General features: G+C 57.5%; 12 protein-coding genes and 3 pseudogenes. 14 read left to right on the forward strand and 1 reads right to left on the reverse strand.

Annotated elements, in window-relative coordinates; genetic code table 11:
• Positions 1 to 136: 136 nt before the first annotated feature.
• The 5 genes from BMW74_RS04340 to BMW74_RS04360 all read left to right on the forward strand — a co-directional run bounded on the left by BMW74_RS04340 (position 137) and on the right by BMW74_RS04360 (position 5,859).
• Positions 137 to 739 carry a dimethylamine monooxygenase subunit DmmA family protein gene (locus BMW74_RS04340; protein WP_093414156.1) on the forward strand — a complete coding sequence of 201 codons (603 nt, stop codon included), beginning with the start codon at positions 137 to 139 and terminating at the stop codon, positions 737 to 739.
• Positions 736 to 1,704 (forward strand): PDR/VanB family oxidoreductase, encoded by a 969-nt coding sequence (locus BMW74_RS04345; protein WP_093414158.1) that lies wholly within the window; start codon positions 736 to 738, stop codon positions 1,702 to 1,704. Before BMW74_RS04340 ends, BMW74_RS04345 begins: the two co-directional genes overlap by 4 nt.
• Before the next feature lie 17 nt (positions 1,705 to 1,721).
• Positions 1,722 to 2,762, forward strand: a complete 1,041-nt coding sequence (locus BMW74_RS04350; protein ID WP_093414160.1) for a heme-dependent oxidative N-demethylase family protein — start codon at positions 1,722 to 1,724, stop codon at positions 2,760 to 2,762.
• Between the two features lie 88 nt (positions 2,763 to 2,850).
• Positions 2,851 to 4,380 carry an APC family permease gene (locus tag BMW74_RS04355; protein ID WP_093414162.1) on the forward strand — a complete coding sequence of 510 codons (1,530 nt, stop codon included), beginning with the start codon at positions 2,851 to 2,853 and terminating at the stop codon, positions 4,378 to 4,380.
• Between the two features lie 54 nt (positions 4,381 to 4,434).
• On the forward strand, positions 4,435 to 5,859 hold the full coding sequence (locus BMW74_RS04360; RefSeq protein WP_093414164.1) for a gamma-aminobutyraldehyde dehydrogenase: 1,425 nt from the start codon (positions 4,435 to 4,437) through the stop codon (positions 5,857 to 5,859).
• A 48-nt stretch (positions 5,860 to 5,907) separates the two neighbouring features.
• On the opposite strand, the gene BMW74_RS04365 is transcribed toward BMW74_RS04360, so the two are convergent.
• A complete protein-coding gene (locus tag BMW74_RS04365) occupies positions 5,908 to 6,213 on the reverse strand; it encodes a hypothetical protein (RefSeq protein WP_093414166.1) in 306 nt (101 codons plus the stop codon).
• Positions 6,214 to 6,430: 217 nt separating this feature from the next.
• On the opposite strand from BMW74_RS04365, the pseudogene BMW74_RS25660 reads away from it, so the two are divergent.
• The 9 genes and pseudogenes from BMW74_RS25660 to BMW74_RS04405 all read left to right on the forward strand — a co-directional run.
• Positions 6,431 to 7,501: pseudogene (locus BMW74_RS25660) on the forward strand (HAMP domain-containing protein); the annotation flags it as partial.
• Between the two features lie 348 nt (positions 7,502 to 7,849).
• Positions 7,850 to 8,359: pseudogene (locus tag BMW74_RS25665) on the forward strand (methyl-accepting chemotaxis protein); the annotation flags it as partial.
• A 202-nt stretch (positions 8,360 to 8,561) separates the two neighbouring features.
• Positions 8,562 to 8,771, forward strand: a pseudogene (locus tag BMW74_RS25395) (hypothetical protein); the annotation flags it as partial.
• A 602-nt stretch (positions 8,772 to 9,373) separates the two neighbouring features.
• On the forward strand, positions 9,374 to 10,420 hold the full coding sequence (locus BMW74_RS04380) for an AraC family transcriptional regulator (protein WP_093414170.1): 1,047 nt from the start codon (positions 9,374 to 9,376) through the stop codon (positions 10,418 to 10,420).
• A gap of 273 nt (positions 10,421 to 10,693) precedes the next feature.
• Positions 10,694 to 11,971 carry an OmpP1/FadL family transporter gene (locus tag BMW74_RS04385; RefSeq protein ID WP_093414172.1) on the forward strand — a complete coding sequence of 426 codons (1,278 nt, stop codon included), beginning with the start codon at positions 10,694 to 10,696 and terminating at the stop codon, positions 11,969 to 11,971.
• 95 nt (positions 11,972 to 12,066) lie between these two features.
• Entirely contained in the window at positions 12,067 to 13,545 is a 1,479-nt protein-coding gene (locus BMW74_RS04390) for a DUF1254 domain-containing protein (protein ID WP_093414833.1), read from the forward strand.
• Positions 13,546 to 13,696: 151 nt separating this feature from the next.
• Positions 13,697 to 14,374: a DUF3313 domain-containing protein gene (locus BMW74_RS04395; protein WP_093414174.1), complete on the forward strand. Its 678-nt coding sequence runs from the start codon at positions 13,697 to 13,699 to the stop codon at positions 14,372 to 14,374.
• 62 nt (positions 14,375 to 14,436) lie between these two features.
• Positions 14,437 to 14,895 carry a glycine zipper 2TM domain-containing protein gene (locus BMW74_RS04400; protein WP_093414177.1) on the forward strand — a complete coding sequence of 153 codons (459 nt, stop codon included), beginning with the start codon at positions 14,437 to 14,439 and terminating at the stop codon, positions 14,893 to 14,895.
• Between the two features lie 24 nt (positions 14,896 to 14,919).
• Positions 14,920 to 15,732, forward strand: coding sequence for a transporter (locus BMW74_RS04405; protein ID WP_175479147.1), 813 nt, complete (start codon positions 14,920 to 14,922; stop codon positions 15,730 to 15,732).
• Positions 15,733 to 15,761: the final 29 nt, after the last annotated feature.

Raw genomic sequence — 15,761 nt, forward strand, 5'->3', positions numbered from 1 at the left:
CATAAATACCTTTAAATTCAACAAGTTGAATATATGGCACGACCTGTGCTCCTGCTATCTGCACCCCATCATCGTTGGGCTTTGCATCAGAGCCGGCTTCCATCAGCCGAGCCGGTAGTCAGGAGGAATAATAAAAATGTTGATCACCGGGATCAAAAGTCGACCGGTTTACGACCAGTTGCAACCGCTGCCGGGAGGTACCCGGCACATCATTGCCGGGCAAGGCAGTGGCGGCCGCGCCATGTTGCGCTTGTTGGGCGATATGGTCGGACAGGATCGGCCGATCACACTGCTGTACTCGCAGGAATCTTTCTCCGGTCAGGACTTCCTGGCCGAGTTGCAGCAGCACCCAAGTCATCAATTGAAGGTGTATGCCAGTAACCAAGCATTGATCGACGATCTGAATAACCTGCTTTTTGATGCGCGGATGGGCACCCGGTTGTACCTCGCCGGGTCCGAAAGCTTCCTGGGCAGCGCCATGCAAGTGGCCACCCGCTTTGACCTCAATCGCGATGAGGTCCTGCGCGAGCACTCCGGCACCCTAGTCCGCCGCGTCTGGTGCGTGCACTGCGACACCTACACCGAAAACGTCACTCAGCGCGTCTATGACTGCCCTGGCTGCGGCGTGACGCTGGTGGTTCGCGATCACTATTCCCGGCGACTGGCAGCCTTCCAGGCAGTCAAAGCCGATGCCGAAGTCCCGGGTGAATTGCCTGAAGCCGAGGAGCTCGACACATGAGCCAGAACAAAGGGACGTTGAACCTGCGCGTGGCCCGAATCGAATCGGTAACCCCGGAAATCAAACGCTTCACCTTGGTGTCGCCAACCGGCGCACATCTGCCCGCCTTCTCCGGTGGTAGCCATGTCGTGGTGCTGATAGGCACTCAAAACAACACACTGCGCAATCCTTACTCGCTGCTGAGCTCACCGTACGACACCAGCAGTTATCAGATTGCCGTGCGCCGAGTAGAAAGCGGTCGCGGCGGTTCAATCTTGCTACACGACAACGTCAGTAAGGGCGATCTCATCGAGGTCACGCCACCGGCCAACCTCTTCCCGCTGATCAAACAGGCGCGCCTGCACCTGTTCATCGCCGGTGGGGTCGGCATCACGCCGATCATTTCCCAACTGGAAGAGTTGCGCCTGAGCAAGGTGCCGTTCGAGCTGCATTACGCGGTGCGCGGCGAAGCGCACGCCCAGCTCGGCAAAGAGTTGCAGGGCACCTACGGCGAACAGGTTCACCTGTACCGCAAGGGCATCGAATCGCGCATGGAGATTGGGCGAATCCTCGCCGACCGTCCACTGGGCAGCCATGTTTACGCGTGCGGTCCAGACAGCATGATCGACGCCACCCTGAGCTGTGCCCGCGACCTTGGCTGGACCGACAGCCACGTCCACTTCGAACGTTTCCTTGAACAAAGCAGCGGCGGCGAAGCCTTCAGTTTCACCCTCGGCCGCAGCGGCGCCACCATCGAGGTCTCCCCCGACCAGACCATGCTCGAAGCGGTAGAAGCCGCTGGCTACACCATGCCCTACCTGTGCCGTGGCGGCGCCTGTGGCCACTGCGAAACCGAGGTATTGGAACTCGACGGCGAGCTGCTGCACACCGATGACTGGCTGTCCGACGAAGATAAAACCAGCCGCAAGAAAATCATGCCCTGCGTATCCCGCGCCAAGTGCAATCGCCTGGTCATCGACCTGTGATCGACGGAGACATAACAATGAATATCAAATTTAATCCCGACGAAACCTACCGCGATGACTACACCTTCGCCAACAGCCCGGAAACCATCGCCCGAGCCCCCTTCCCGTTCCCTGACGACGACTACATGTACTCGATGAACCTCGAGCCGCATGTCTCGGTCGGCGACGGTGCGTTTCGCGCCGCTTTCGATATTGATGAGCACTACATCAGCGAGTGCCGGGACCGCGCGATCACCCTGGAGAAAGATCCGGGTATGCATTACGTCTCGGCGCCGCACATGATGGAGGCGCAATGGGATTTGCTTGAACTGATCATGGAGTCCTACGCCCGTGACTACCCACAGTACTTCAGCCTGGCGCGTGAAGGTCGGCAGTGGCATTGGACCAACCGTCTGCTGAACATCGACGACCATTTTACCTTCGGCGATCCAGCCACCCTGCCCTACGAGCCAATGGAATACGTGACCCGTCAGGCCCAAGGCGACTGGGTACTGCAAGAGGAACGCGATGGCACGTTGTATTGGGGCGCCGGGATCGCAACCCAGCGCGCCGATTATTCCCTGCGTTTCAACCTCGGCATGAGCTGGGAAGAATTCCATGGGCCGGTGCCATTGGTGAAGGAAATCGGCATGCTCGACCGCGCATTGAAGTTTCTGCTGCGCCTGCGCACGGGCCACCCGGTGCGTCGTTTGAACTGGTCGCTGACCGTCAATCCACGCCTCGAAGTCTCGGCCGAAAGTCTGCCGGAATGGGCACCGGACCGCACCATCGTGACCGCGGAAAACGCAGGCAAGCTGGTCTACCTGCGTATCGAGCTGCAGCCGCTGCATCGCCTGCCGCGCAGTAACGCCATCGTTTTTCCGATTCGCACTTACCTGCTCAGCCTCGAAGACATCGCCACCAACCCGGCGTGGGCCCGACGCATGCATCGAGTGCTGCGAGATTTGAACCAGCAACTGGTCGATTACAAGGGTTTCAGCCGCTACCGCGATGCCGCCGTCGAATGGCTCTCCAAGTACGACGACGGCCGCGACAGCGAGACCAACAAACAGGCGTGAGCCTGACATTCACTACAACAAGAAACTCAAATAAGCGGGACAACCCGCCAGTACTGAAATCAACTGCCATTGATAATGAGGAAATAAAATGAGTGGCTTATCCAACGCGCGTGCAAGCGTCGCCGATCAGGATGCGGAACAACTCCGCGCCCTCGGCTACAGTTCAGATTTCAATCGCAGCATGAGCCTGTGGGAAAACTTCTCCCTGGGCTTCACTTACCTATCACCGGTCGTCGGTGTCTACACTCTGTTCGGTCTGTGCTTGGCCGCAGGTGGCCCGCCGATGTTCTGGTCCTACCTGCTGATCGGCGCCGGCCAACTGCTGGTGTGCCTGATCTTCGGTGAAATCGTTTCGCAGTTCCCGATTTCCGGCGGTGTCTATCCTTGGGCCCGCCGTTTGGTAGGCAAGCGCTGGGCGTGGATGGTCGGCTGGGTGTACGCATGGGCGTTGTGCGCAACCATCGCCGGCGTCGCCGTGGGTGCCGGGCCGTACCTGGCGATCTTGCTCGGTTTCGCCCCCGGTCCCGAGGCCAACACCTACATTGCATTGACCATCATCCTGCTCTCGACCGCACTCAATCTGGTGGGCACCAAACTGTTGGCGCGGGTGGCGATGTTCGGCTTTCTCTGCGAACTCGTCGGGGCGATTCTGGTCGGCGGTTACCTGTTGATTTTCGAGCGTCACCAGCCGTTCAGTGTGCTCTTCAATACCTTCAACCTTGAGGTCAATGGCTCGTATTTGCCGGCGTTCCTCGCGGCGTCGCTGGCGGGTTTGTTCCAGTACTACGGCTTCGAGGCCTGTGGCGATGTCGCCGAAGAAACCCCGAACCCGGGTCAGCGCATCCCCAAAGCCATGCGCATGACGATCTACATCGGCGGCGCCGCCGCGATGTTCGCCTGCCTGGCGCTGATTCTTTCGGTACCGGACATGGCCAAGGTCTTGGCCGGTGAAGACACCGATCCAGTCGCTACCATCCTGGCTAACGCCTTCGGCCCGGTAGGTTCGCGGCTGGTGATGGCAGTGGTAATGGTGTCGTTCATCTCCTGCGTACTGAGCTTGCAAGCGGCAGCCAGCCGCCTGCTGTTCGCTTATGCCCGTGACGAAATGATCGTCGGCAGCTCGCTACTCAAACGACTTTCGGGCAACCACGTGCCGTCGTTCGCATTGTTAATCAGCGGAGTGGTGCCCGCAGCGATTGTCTGCCTGGGCATGTTCATGGCCGATGCCGTGGCGACCATCGTCGGCTTCGCGGCAATTGGTATCTACGTTGCGTTCCAGTTGATCGTCGTCGCGGCATTGATCGCTCGCGCCAAGGGCTGGCGCCCAAATGGCCAATTCACGCTCGGTGCCTGGGGCCTTTGGGTGAACTTGGCAGCGCTGCTGTATGGCGTATGCGCCATCGTCAACATGGTCTGGCCGCGCTCCCCGGACGCACCGTGGTACATCAACTACGCGATGATCCTGACCACTTTGGTAGTGATGGGCGCAGGCCTGATTTACATGCTGCTCGGCAAGCCTTACGACAAAGGCACCGCCCCTGCAGGCGATGCCTGGAAATTCTCCAAACCGCTTGCGAAGTCCGCTGATATTTCCGGGGTGTCGGTACAACAGCGCTAACAAAGGGCCGGGGAAGTCTCACTTCCCCGGCCTATAAAAAATTGAGGAACAGTTATGCAAATCAAACTGCTGATCAACGGCCAACTGATCGACGGCGAAGGCCCCGCCCAACCGGTGTTCAACCCGGCACTCGGTCGCGTGTTGGTGGAGATCAATGAAGCCAGCGAAGCCCAGGTCGATGCCGCCGTGCGTGCCGCCGATGCCGCCTTCGACAGCTGGTCGCAGACCCCGCCGAAAGAGCGCTCGTTGCTGCTGCTCAAACTCGCCGACGCCATCGAAGCCCATGGCGAAGAGCTGGCCAAACTGGAGTCGGACAACTGCGGAAAACCGTACAGCGCCGCGTTGAACGACGAGATTCCGGCGATTGCCGACGTGTTTCGCTTCTTCGCCGGCGCCAGCCGTTGCATGAGCGGTTCGGCGGGTGGTGAATACTTGCCGGGCCACACCTCGATGATCCGCCGCGACCCGGTGGGCGTGATCGCGTCCATTGCGCCGTGGAACTACCCGCTGATGATGGTCGCCTGGAAAATTGCCCCAGCCCTGGCCGCCGGTAATACCGTGGTGCTCAAGCCGTCGGAACAAACCCCGCTGACCGCCCTGCGCTTGGCGCAACTGGCGTCGGATATTTTCCCGGCCGGCGTCCTCAACCTGGTGTTCGGTCGTGGTCCTACCGTCGGTAGCCCATTGGTCACGCACCCGAAAGTGCGCATGGTGTCGCTGACAGGCTCGATCGCCACCGGCTCGAACATCATTTCCAGCACCGCCGACAGCGTCAAACGCATGCACATGGAACTGGGCGGCAAGGCTCCGGTGATCATCTTTGACGACGCCGACATCGACGCTGCAGTTGAAGGCATTCGCACCTTCGGCTTCTACAACGCCGGCCAGGATTGCACCGCTGCGTGCCGTATCTACGCGCAGGCCGGCATCTACGAAAAATTCGTCGAGAAGCTCGGTGCGGCGGTCAGCAGCATCAAATACGGCTTACAGGATGATCCGTCCACCGAGTTGGGCCCGCTGATCACTGCACAACATCGCGACCGCGTGGCCGGGTTCGTCGAACGCGCCGTGGCGCAACCGCACATCCGCTTGATCACCGGCGGCAAAACCGTGGAAGGCAATGGTTTCTTCTTCGAGCCGACCGTGTTGGCGGATGCGCAGCAGGACGACGAGATTGTCCGTCGCGAGGTGTTCGGTCCGGTGGTCTCGGTGACCAAGTTCAGCGATGAAGCGCAGGTACTGGGCTGGGCCAACGATTCGGACTACGGCCTGGCGTCGTCGGTCTGGACTGCCGATGTCGGTCGCGCCCATCGGATGTCTGCTCGCTTGCAGTACGGCTGCACGTGGGTGAACACGCACTTCATGCTGGTCAGTGAAATGCCCCACGGCGGTCAGAAACTATCCGGTTACGGGAAGGACATGTCGATGTATGGGTTGGAGGACTACACCGTTGTGCGGCATGTAATGTTCAAACACTAATAGCCCACGGACAAACGTTTCTCCTGCGCCTTTGTGAATGCACAGCAGCTAAGGAGGCCTGGTGAGGCCAGCCAGACCAAGACTGACCTCATACCAGGCTTGGTGTGCGAGTCGTTTATTGCGCCAGGAGCCGCCCAAGAAGTCCAAAGCAATATCAGCAAGCTCCTGATGCGTCGATACAACAGGATTCGACTTCATCATTTCAACGTTGTGCTCGCGCCAGCGACGTTCGTCGCCTTGAAACCATTGCTGACACTGAAGTGTCGGTCGCCTGCTGCTCAACGGCCAAGAAAGCCGTTGCTTCGCCGGCGTCATGAAAAGTCTAAAATATTCTTCGTAAAAGGACGTTTCCATGTCACTCAGACAACTTTCCATTCAATGGAAAATCACTCTGCTGGCCGGTTTGTGCCTGGCAGGTATCGAGATCCTGCTGGTAGGTCTCTCGTTGTATCGCATGGACAACAGTTCCGAACTGGTGAAGGCCTCGAGTATGGAGATGCTCAATGAAGCCGCCCAGGCGCGCATCGAATCCCAAGGTGAGAACCAGGCGCTGAACATTCGCCAGCAATTCATGGACGCCTATCAATATGGCCACGGCTTTTCGCGTCAGGTGCTGTTCTTGCACGAGCAGGCCGAAAAGAGCTCGCTCGACGCCTCGGACTTGCGTGAAGACCTGACTCGCCAGGTCAAATCAGCCCTGCAAACCAATCCGGAGCTGCTCGGCCTGGCCCTGGTATTTGAACCCAATGCCTTGGACGGCAACGACGAACTGTTCAAAGGCCACGCGGAGCTGGGCAGTAACGACAAGGGTCGCTTCGCCCTGTACTGGTCGCAACCGACACCCGGCAAGGTGACCTCCATCGCGCTGCCCGAAAAAGACATTGCCGACACCAGCACCGGCCCCAGCGGCGAACCGAACAATGCATGGTTCACCTGCCCGCGCACCCGCCTCAAGCCCTGCGTGATCGAGCCGTATATCTATGTGATCGACGGCCAAAACGTGCTGATGACCAGCATCGTTTTCCCGTTGGTGCTCAATGGCAAACTCATCGCGTCACTGTCGGTGGACATCAACCTCAACAGCCTGCAATCGATCAGCCAAGGCGCGAGCAAAAAGCTCTATGACGGCCAGACCAATGTCAGCATTGTCACTCCGGCCGGTTTGCTCGCTGGCTACAGCCCGGATGCCAGCAAACTCAGCCAGCGCCTGGAAGCAGTGGACAAGCGCAGCGGCGCCGAGCTGACGCGGATGCTCGCCGCCATCAGCACGACCACCAGCCTGCACAGTGATGAGCAGCTCAAGGTTCTGGCGCCGTTCCAGCCGATCCCGGGTGGCAAATCCTGGGGTGTGCTGCTCGACGTGCCGAAGGAGGTTTTGGTCGGCCCGGCCGAAGCGCTGAAAAAGCAACTGGATGACAGCAATACCGCTGGCACCCTGATCGAACTGGGCTTGGGCGCCCTGGCCGCATTGATCGGCCTTTTGCTGGTGTGGCTGATGGCCCGTAGCGTGACCAAGCCGATCCTCGGCGTGGCGCACATGCTCGAAGACATCGCCAGCGGCGAAGGCGACCTGACCCGGCGCCTGGCCTACGACAAACAGGATGAACTGGGCCGGTTGGCCGGCGGGTTCAACCGTTTCCTCGACAAGCTGCAACCGATCATCGCCGAGGTCAAACGCTCGGTGCAGGACGCCCGCAGTACCGCGGACCAATCCTCCGCCATTGCCACCCAGACCAGCGCCGGCATGGAGCAGCAATACCGTCAGGTGGATCAGGTCGCGACCGCCTCCCACGAAATGAGCGCCACCGCTCAGGACGTCGCCCGCAGCGCAGCACAAGCGGCACAGGCCGCACGGGACGCGGATCAGGCGACCCATCAGGGCCTGACCGTGATCGACCGCACCACCACCAGCATTGGCAACCTCGCCGCCGACATGAGCACTGCGATGCTTCAAGTCGAAGGCCTGGCGGCCAACAGCGAAAAAATCGGTTCGGTACTGGAAGTGATTCGCGCCATCGCCGATCAGACCAACCTGTTGGCACTCAACGCCGCGATCGAAGCGGCCCGCGCCGGTGAAGCCGGACGCGGTTTTGCCGTGGTGGCCGATGAGGTGCGCAACCTGGCGCGCCGTACTCAAGAGTCTGTCGAAGAAACCCGCCTGGTGATCGAACAGTTGCAGAGCGGCACTCAGGAGGTGGTGGGTTCGATGAACAACAGCCATCGCCAGGCACAGGGCAGTGTCGAACAGGTCGGTCAGGCAGTCACAGCGCTACGCCAGATCGGCGACGCAGTGACGATCATCACCGACATGAACCTGCAGATCGCCAGCGCCGCCGAAGAGCAAAGCGCAGTGGCCGAGGAGATCAACACCAACGTGGCAACCATTCGGGATGTGACCGAGTCGCTGTCGGAACAGGCCAATGAGTCGGCCCGGGTGAGTCAGTCACTCAATAGCCTGGCGAATCAGCAGCAGAGTTTGATGGACCAGTTCCGCGTCTGATCCTGCTGTACTCGTGTGGGAGCGAGCGTTGCTGATTCAGCAGCAGCGGGTTGATCCAATTGAAGGGCCGTTTTGAGTTCCCCAATCAGCGAAAATGATGCGACCGATTGTTATTGTCGTTTGTTCAGCAGTTCGCATGTGAGGGGACTTCTCAATGAATAACGGCTCGCACGCATTACCCCGCTAGCTTCTGAAATATCCAAGGCGTCGGGTTCGTGATGTTGATCTCCAGGCCAGAGTCATCATCGTTTCAGCAGCACGCAGCGGTGCCCCTCCCCAGTTCGATGGTCTGGGTGCGATGATGCATGACAACGTACGACAAGAAATGCGAGCCGTCTTGGCAGACACACTCCCCTGCCCCTTTATTGGTCAAGGGGCTCAAGAGCTTCTCGACGAGACTCTAAAGACATTTGTTTCGCTTACAGCGGTGGTTTTGCGCACAGATCTACCCCTCTCCGGCGTCCTGCCGACCACATACAATCCACCACCAAACAACTTCAGCGCCTACAAAAGGTGCCTAGTGTCCTGTCTCGGAAATAAGCTGTTCCCTTTTGACGGCACCTGTCGCCGCCATGCTGCGTTGCCACTCCTCGCCATAGCCCTGCTATGACTCGTCGCGGCGCCTTGCCTGGCAGCAACACGGCAATGGCACGTCGCTAGTAAAGACCTGTTTATCCTGAGTATATCGGAACGAAAACACCAGTAAGATGCCCTCTAACCTAGCTTCCTTGATCTATGGAAGCAGCTATTAGGGTGGAGCATAGTCTCTATGGGCCATTTGAAAAAAAGCGCATCCGTGCTAAAACCAATGTATTCAATAGTATGTATTTTTGGATGCAGTTAATGTGCACGACTCGTGTATTCGATCATTCGGCCCAAGGACTGAGGGGCGTTGCAGAACGGTCGTGAGGTGCCAGACGCGGACTCATGGGCGCTACACTCTTTTGCTCGTCATGTGTCAGATGTTCGCCAGCGTGGCCAATGCGCCAGTTTCAGGAATGATAGCGAGCTAATATGCCCATAAAAAAATCGTCTTTAAGAACGGGCAGGCCTGGAGAAATTAGTACTAGCCCATTCCGTTGGTTTCCGGAAGTAGTTGATGCGATAGGGGGTTCCTCGCGAAGCGTGTTCAAAAGCGCGGGTATCAGCTTGGAGCAGTTTACACATGAAGACAGTCACCTCGCCTACATGGACGTTGCTCGTCTGTTCAATACGGCATTCGAACACACTCAGTGCCCCCATATTGGCCTGCTGATCGGCGAGCGCTTTATGCTGGATAACTTGGGGCCAGTGGGTCAACTCATGCGTCTGGCGACTTCACCAGGCGACGCATTGAACGACCTTGTCGGGCATGCATGCCTCTATGATCGTGGCGCAACCCCACTCCTTCTTCCATTGGCGGGCCAACACAGTTTGTTGGGGTATGTTATTTATCGCCACGACCTGCCCAATCAATCGTTACTTGTTGACGCTGCCGTCACGGTTGGCTTCCAAATGCTGCGGGCATTATTAGGCGCTAACTGGACGCCCGTTCGCGTGCAATTTTCATATCGCAAGCCTTCAGACATCACCCCGTACGTCAGAAGATTTCGCTGTAACATTCAGTTCAATGCAAGCATCTCCGGACTTGTAATAAACAATCAGCAACTTCGGCAAATTCAATGTACGGCGAACCCACGCTTACATCATCTGCTTAAACTTGCTATTTCGACCGCCACGTCACACTTGACGATGTCAGAAAAAATAAAGAGCCAGACATACGCTCTATTATTGAAAGGCCAGGCGAATTCCAAGCACATCGCCAGCCAATTCTCATTGAATGAAAGAACGCTGCGACGCCGACTGGATGCGGAGGGTTCTCACCTGAAAGAACTGATCACCGACTCCAGAAGCAACTTCGCGCGGCAGCTCTTGAAAGATACGGATTTGCCGATATCCACAATCTCTCAGACCCTTCAATACCAGGACCCAAACGCTTTCTCCCGCGCGTTCAAAACGTGGACAAATACGTCACCCCAGCATTGGAGAGATGGACTGGAGCTCGCCTCCATTGAGGATTGATCCAACTGTTTCCACACACCCGAGATACCGCGCATCGGTGTCCGAAAATGCAAGATGCCTTTCTGATGATTGCCGTAAAGTGAACGTAACAACAGGCTGGCTGCAAAGCTGATCTTCGGTTTTTTGTGCTGTTCATGAGGCTGGCGACTAGTTGCACCTGCGGTTGGAGTCCCGCGCAGATACTCAAGAAAGCCGCACGAGTAAAAAAACGGTGCCCAAGCCTTGGGGCGATCTCAGCTATATCGATTGAGTGATCTGATAGAGAGGGATTTCATGCCATTAAATAAAAGTGTGTTGTCGATTACTGTTCTTGGTGCGCTGACACTCTTTACCAGTGGTCGCAGTGTTGCCGGTGGCCTGATGTTGTACGAAATCGCCACCGACAACGTCGGACTGGCCAATGCTGGTGCAGCGGCCCGGGCACAGGGTCCTTCGACCATAGCCAGCAACCCCGCCGGCTTGAGCTACCTCAGCGGAACACAGATCTCCGCTGGCGCTCAGGTTCTTTTTGGTGACTTATCGTTCGATCGGGACAGCGAAACCAATGCGCCGGGCACTGGCAGCGGTAACGCGCTTGATCCCATACCGGGCGGCAGTTTCTTCATCAGCCATCAACTGGATGACCGGTGGTCCGTCGGTTTCGGCTCCTATGGCGATTTCGGTCTCGCTGAAAACTACGACAACGACTGGTCGGGCCGTTATTTCGTGCAGAACGCGAGCATAGCGGGACTGTCACTGGTACCCAGTGTCGCCTATCGCTTCAACGATCAGTGGTCCGTCGGCGTCGGTTTGAAAGCCATGTACGGGACGTTGAAAAGCGAAGCCGCCATCGATCAGGCGCCGCTCGGACTGACACAACGGGGCGACGGCCAATACAAATACCGAGACAGCACATGGGGTTATGGCGCCAACGCAGGCGTCATTTATGCACCAAAGCCAGGTACCCGGATTGGCTTGGCCTACACCAGTCAGGTTGACCTCGACTTCGAAGATCGCCTGGATGTGGAGAGCAATGCTCCGCTGGTGAGTCGCCTCAACAGCGTCAACACCAAGATCGACCTGAAAGTACCGCAAACGGCGACCCTCAGCCTGTATCAGCAACTGGATACGCAATGGGCTGTCCTGGCCTCGGTCAATTGGCAGGACTGGTCGAAATTCGGTGACATCGGCATTGACGTAGACACTTCCAGAACCGGTTCCCGGTCTACCTCGATCGATGCGCATTACAAAGACACGTATCAATTGGCGCTTGGCGCTCAGTACCAGATGAACCAGGACTGGATCTGGGACTTCGGTGTCGCCTATGACACGTCCGCCGTGTCCGACGGAAATCGTACGCTCACCGTGCCCATGGGCGCCGCCTGGCGCTTCGCCACAGGCTTTACTTATTCGCTGAATAAAGAGACAGACGTGAATTTCAGTTGGGTCACGGTGTGGATGGGGGACATGTCAGTCGATCAGCAAAAAACGCTGTCAGGCAGTCGTGTATCAGGTGAGTTCGACAACGCCTGGATTCAAGCCCTGACTGCCAACATGACTTGGCGTTACTGAGAAAAATTCAAGAGCGTTTCAGGTGTCATGCCTGGTATCTAACCGTGGGCATGAACGCTCACGACGCCGGTTTGTACCAAATTAACGAGGTGAAAATGAACAGGAAGTCTCACAGTGGCTGGACATTGGCTGCGGCGGTCGTCGTAGGTTCAACGCTTTTCACCGGGTGCACGAGCAAGCTCGATCCGATCACACAGGCCGACAAGGCGGATGTGACCAAGGGCGTTCCCGTGCCGAGCCTGGAGCAAACCAAGGCGATCGCCGAGGAAGGCTTTATCTACGGCTTGCCGCTGGTCATGAACTACGCCGTAATGAACGAATTCGCGGTGGACTCCAAGTCCAGCCAGTTCAAGGCCCCCTTCAACCAACTGCACCACGATCATAAGGTCGCGACGCCCGCTGACACGGCCATCATTACCCCCAACAGCGACACGCCGTACTCCTTTCTCTGGACCGACCTGCGCGCCGAGCCGTTGGTGATCACCGTGCCGGCCGTCTCCAAAAAACGCTACTACTCGGTGCAACTGATCGACGGCAACACTTATAACTACGGCTACATCGGCAGTCGGGCCACGGCCAGCGCACCCGGGAGCTATCTGATTGCAGGCCCCGACTGGAAGGGTGCGACACCTCCAGGCATCGACAAGGTGTTCAGCTCCACAACCCCTTTCGCACTGACGCTGATCCGCACCCAGCTGTTCAATCCGGCCGACATGCCGAATGTCGAGAAGGTGCAGGCGGGTTACAAGGTTCAGCCGCTGTCCGCTTTCCTCCATCAACCCGCGCCGCCCGCTGCGCCGAAGATCGCTTTCGTGCCAGCCACCACGGAGGGCATCAAGGCCAACTTTTTCGAGTACCTGTCGGCGGCGCTGCAGTATGTGCCGCCATCGGCTGAGGACAAGGCGATCCGTGCGAAGCTGGCCAGCATCGGCGTAGGCCCCGGTCGCAGCTTCGAATTCAAGGACCTCTCGCTCGAGCACAAGGCCGTGGTCCTGCTCGGGATGAAGGCCGGCGACGAGAAGGTCGACAAGTTCCTCTCGACCGGCATGAAGAATATCAACGGCTGGAGCGTCGGCGCGTTCTTCGGCGACCAGGCGTTCTACAAAGGCGACTGGCTGATGCGGGCTGGCGCCGCGAAGGCGGGTCTGTACGGCAATGACGCCGCCGAGGCGATGTACCCCATTACGCGTACCGATGGCAATGGCCAGACGTTGAATACCGGCAAGCACAACTACACGCTGACCTTCCCTGCCGGAAAACTGCCTCCCGTCAATGCCTTCTGGTCGGTGACCATGTACGACGGCAAGAGCCAGTTGCTGATCAAGAATCCGATCAACCGCTACCTGATCAATTCGCCGATGCTGTCGGCCATGAAAAAGAACGTGGACGGTTCACTGACGCTGTATATCCAGAAGGATTCGCCAGGCAAGACCAAGGAGTCCAACTGGTTGCCCGCGCCTGACGACACGGCCTATCTAGTGATGCGCCTCTATTGGCCGAAGGCCACGCCGCCTTCGATTCTTCCTGCTGGCGCGGGGAGCTGGCAGCCGCCGGCAGTGGTGGCATCGAAGTAACGCGACACTTGCGACTGCTTGCAGTTGGCAAGCAGTCGTTTGATTGCTCAGGCTGAGATCCAATGGGCCCTACTCCGAAAGGGCTGAGGCCACAGGGTCTGACCTTGAATAAACGACATTCAGGAACACATCCCTCAAGGAGTACCGTTACATGAACTTCTCGCACAAATGGATAACGGGTGCCGCATTGAGCAGCTTGTTATTGACCGGCTGCGTATCGAAAGTTACTGAAGCCGAGCAATACTCGGGCTATCTGTCCAACTACAACAACTTGCAGGAAGTCAAAACGGCAAGCGGCGGCACAACAATGCGTTGGGTCAGTCCGTCGTGGAACTCGAATGCCTATGACACGGTAGTGTTCAACAAGCTGGAGCTCTATCCCGCGCCCAAGCCCGATGAGCGGGTCAACCAGCAAACGCTGACCGCGATCCAGAACCACATGACCAGTGAGGTCAAAGGCACTCTGGGTCAGAAATACCGTGTGGTTTCCAACACCAGCGCCGCGCCGGTGGGTTCCAAAACCCTGCTGATGCGTGCGGCGATCACCGGGGTGAATGCCGAAAACGAAGGGATGAAATGGTACGAAGTGGTGCCGATCGCCGCCGTGGTCGGAGCAACACAGGCCGCCACCGGCCACCGTGATCAGGACAGCACTTTGTTCATCGAGGCCGAGATTATCGATGCAAGAACCAACCAGACGGTCGCCAAGGTAGTACGCAAGGTATTTGGTACATCGCTGGAAAACGAAAGTCAGAAGATAACCGCCCAGGACTTCAAAGCGGCGATCGACAAGTTGAATGTCGATCTCTGGGCGTTCATTCGCAGTTAAACCTTGATTGAACTGCCAACAGACGCTGGTTCAATACACTACCAATAACGAGACGCACCGCAATGAAAGTAATCCTGTCCTGGCTGTCAGTCATGTTGATGACGGTGCTGATAAGTGCCTGTTCCGCCGTCGGGTCAACCGATGGCGGCGCTGGTGAAATCGACATTCGCTCAGGGAAGATCGAGCAGATATCGCTGACACAGATGCAGACCAACCACGACAGTGGTGTCGGTGCCGTACTCGGTGGCCTTGGCGGTCTGGCGCTTGGTAGCTTGATCGGGGGTGGCACCGGGCGTGACGTCGCCATGGTTGCCGGCGCGCTCGCCGGTGCTGCTGGCGGTAACTACGCCGAGAAGAAAAAGTATGACCAACCGGTCGAGGCGCAACAGATCATCGTGCGGGTCAGCAGTGGCGTGCTCGTATCGGTGACCCAACCGATCAATCCGTCCCTGGCTAAGGGCTCGAAGGTGTATATCCAAGGCTCCGGCAATGATGCCCGCGTTGTGCCGCAAGGCAGTTAAGGCTGACTGTAAACGGAACTCGACATGAACAAGTACATTGAACGACTCGTGCTATCACCTTTGTTTTTAGGTATTTCCGTTTCCAGCCAGGCTGACGATCAGGCGGAACTGGCTAAGCAGTCATTAAATCCAGTCGCGGCACTGTACAGCTTACCCATTCAATACAACTGGAATCAGAAAATGGGTCCCTCCGGTAATGGAATCCAGAGCGTAACCAATATCCAGCCGGTATTACCCTTCACCCTTAATGAAGATTGGAATCTGATTTCTCGCACGATCCTCCCGATCATTGATCAGCACGGGTTGGCACCAAGGGGTATCGCCGATAAAAGCGGAGTGGGTGACACCTCGCAAAGCTTCTTTTTCTCGCCCAAAAAGCCCACCGACGACGGCTGGATCTGGGGCGCAGGCCCCGCGTTGTTGTTACCGACCGGCAGTGATGAGCTTCTGAGTAGCGAACAATGGGGAATTGGACCGACAGCGGTGGCATTGAAACAAGCCAACGGTTGGACGACCGGTATTCTGGCGAACCATATCTGGTCACTGGACAACGACCCAGCCGATGACAAGGAGAAGGTCAACCAGACGTATCTACAACCCTTCCTGGTTTATACGACAACGTCCTACACCAGTTTTGGAATTAATACCGAATCCACTTACGACTGGGAAGCCAGGGAGTGGAATGTGCCGATCAACTTGTTCGTGACGCAATTGTTCAAAGTCGGCAAGCAGCCCATGAGCCTTCAGGTGGGACCGCGATATTGGGCGGACAGTCCTGAAGAGGGTGCACACGGCTGGGGGTTTCGAGTCGCGTACACCCTACTTTTTCCTAAGTGAAACTAGAATATCACCGGACCGGCAGTTGA

Origin of the sequence: Pseudomonas sp. ok272 (genome assembly GCF_900109995.1) — a bacterium.
Taxonomy (GTDB): domain Bacteria; phylum Pseudomonadota; class Gammaproteobacteria; order Pseudomonadales; family Pseudomonadaceae; genus Aquipseudomonas.

Excerpts from the sequence above, each read along its gene's own strand:
- BMW74_RS04395 (WP_093414174.1), top strand. The coding sequence starts at position 13,697 with ATGAACTTCTCGCACAAATGGATAACGGGTGCCGCATTGAGCAGCTTG.
- BMW74_RS04340 (WP_093414156.1), top strand. The coding sequence starts at position 137 with ATGTTGATCACCGGGATCAAAAGTCGACCGGTTTACGACCAGTTGCAA.
- BMW74_RS04365 (WP_093414166.1), bottom strand. The coding sequence starts at position 6,213 with ATGGAAACGTCCTTTTACGAAGAATATTTTAGACTTTTCATGACGCCG.
- BMW74_RS04390 (WP_093414833.1), top strand. The coding sequence starts at position 12,067 with ATGAACAGGAAGTCTCACAGTGGCTGGACATTGGCTGCGGCGGTCGTC.
- BMW74_RS04385 (WP_093414172.1), top strand. The coding sequence starts at position 10,694 with ATGCCATTAAATAAAAGTGTGTTGTCGATTACTGTTCTTGGTGCGCTG.
- BMW74_RS04350 (WP_093414160.1), top strand. The coding sequence starts at position 1,722 with ATGAATATCAAATTTAATCCCGACGAAACCTACCGCGATGACTACACC.
- BMW74_RS04405 (WP_175479147.1), top strand. The coding sequence starts at position 14,920 with ATGAACAAGTACATTGAACGACTCGTGCTATCACCTTTGTTTTTAGGT.
- BMW74_RS04355 (WP_093414162.1), top strand. The coding sequence starts at position 2,851 with ATGAGTGGCTTATCCAACGCGCGTGCAAGCGTCGCCGATCAGGATGCG.
- BMW74_RS04380 (WP_093414170.1), top strand. The coding sequence starts at position 9,374 with ATGCCCATAAAAAAATCGTCTTTAAGAACGGGCAGGCCTGGAGAAATT.
- BMW74_RS04345 (WP_093414158.1), top strand. The coding sequence starts at position 736 with ATGAGCCAGAACAAAGGGACGTTGAACCTGCGCGTGGCCCGAATCGAA.
- BMW74_RS04360 (WP_093414164.1), top strand. The coding sequence starts at position 4,435 with ATGCAAATCAAACTGCTGATCAACGGCCAACTGATCGACGGCGAAGGC.
- BMW74_RS04400 (WP_093414177.1), top strand. The coding sequence starts at position 14,437 with ATGAAAGTAATCCTGTCCTGGCTGTCAGTCATGTTGATGACGGTGCTG.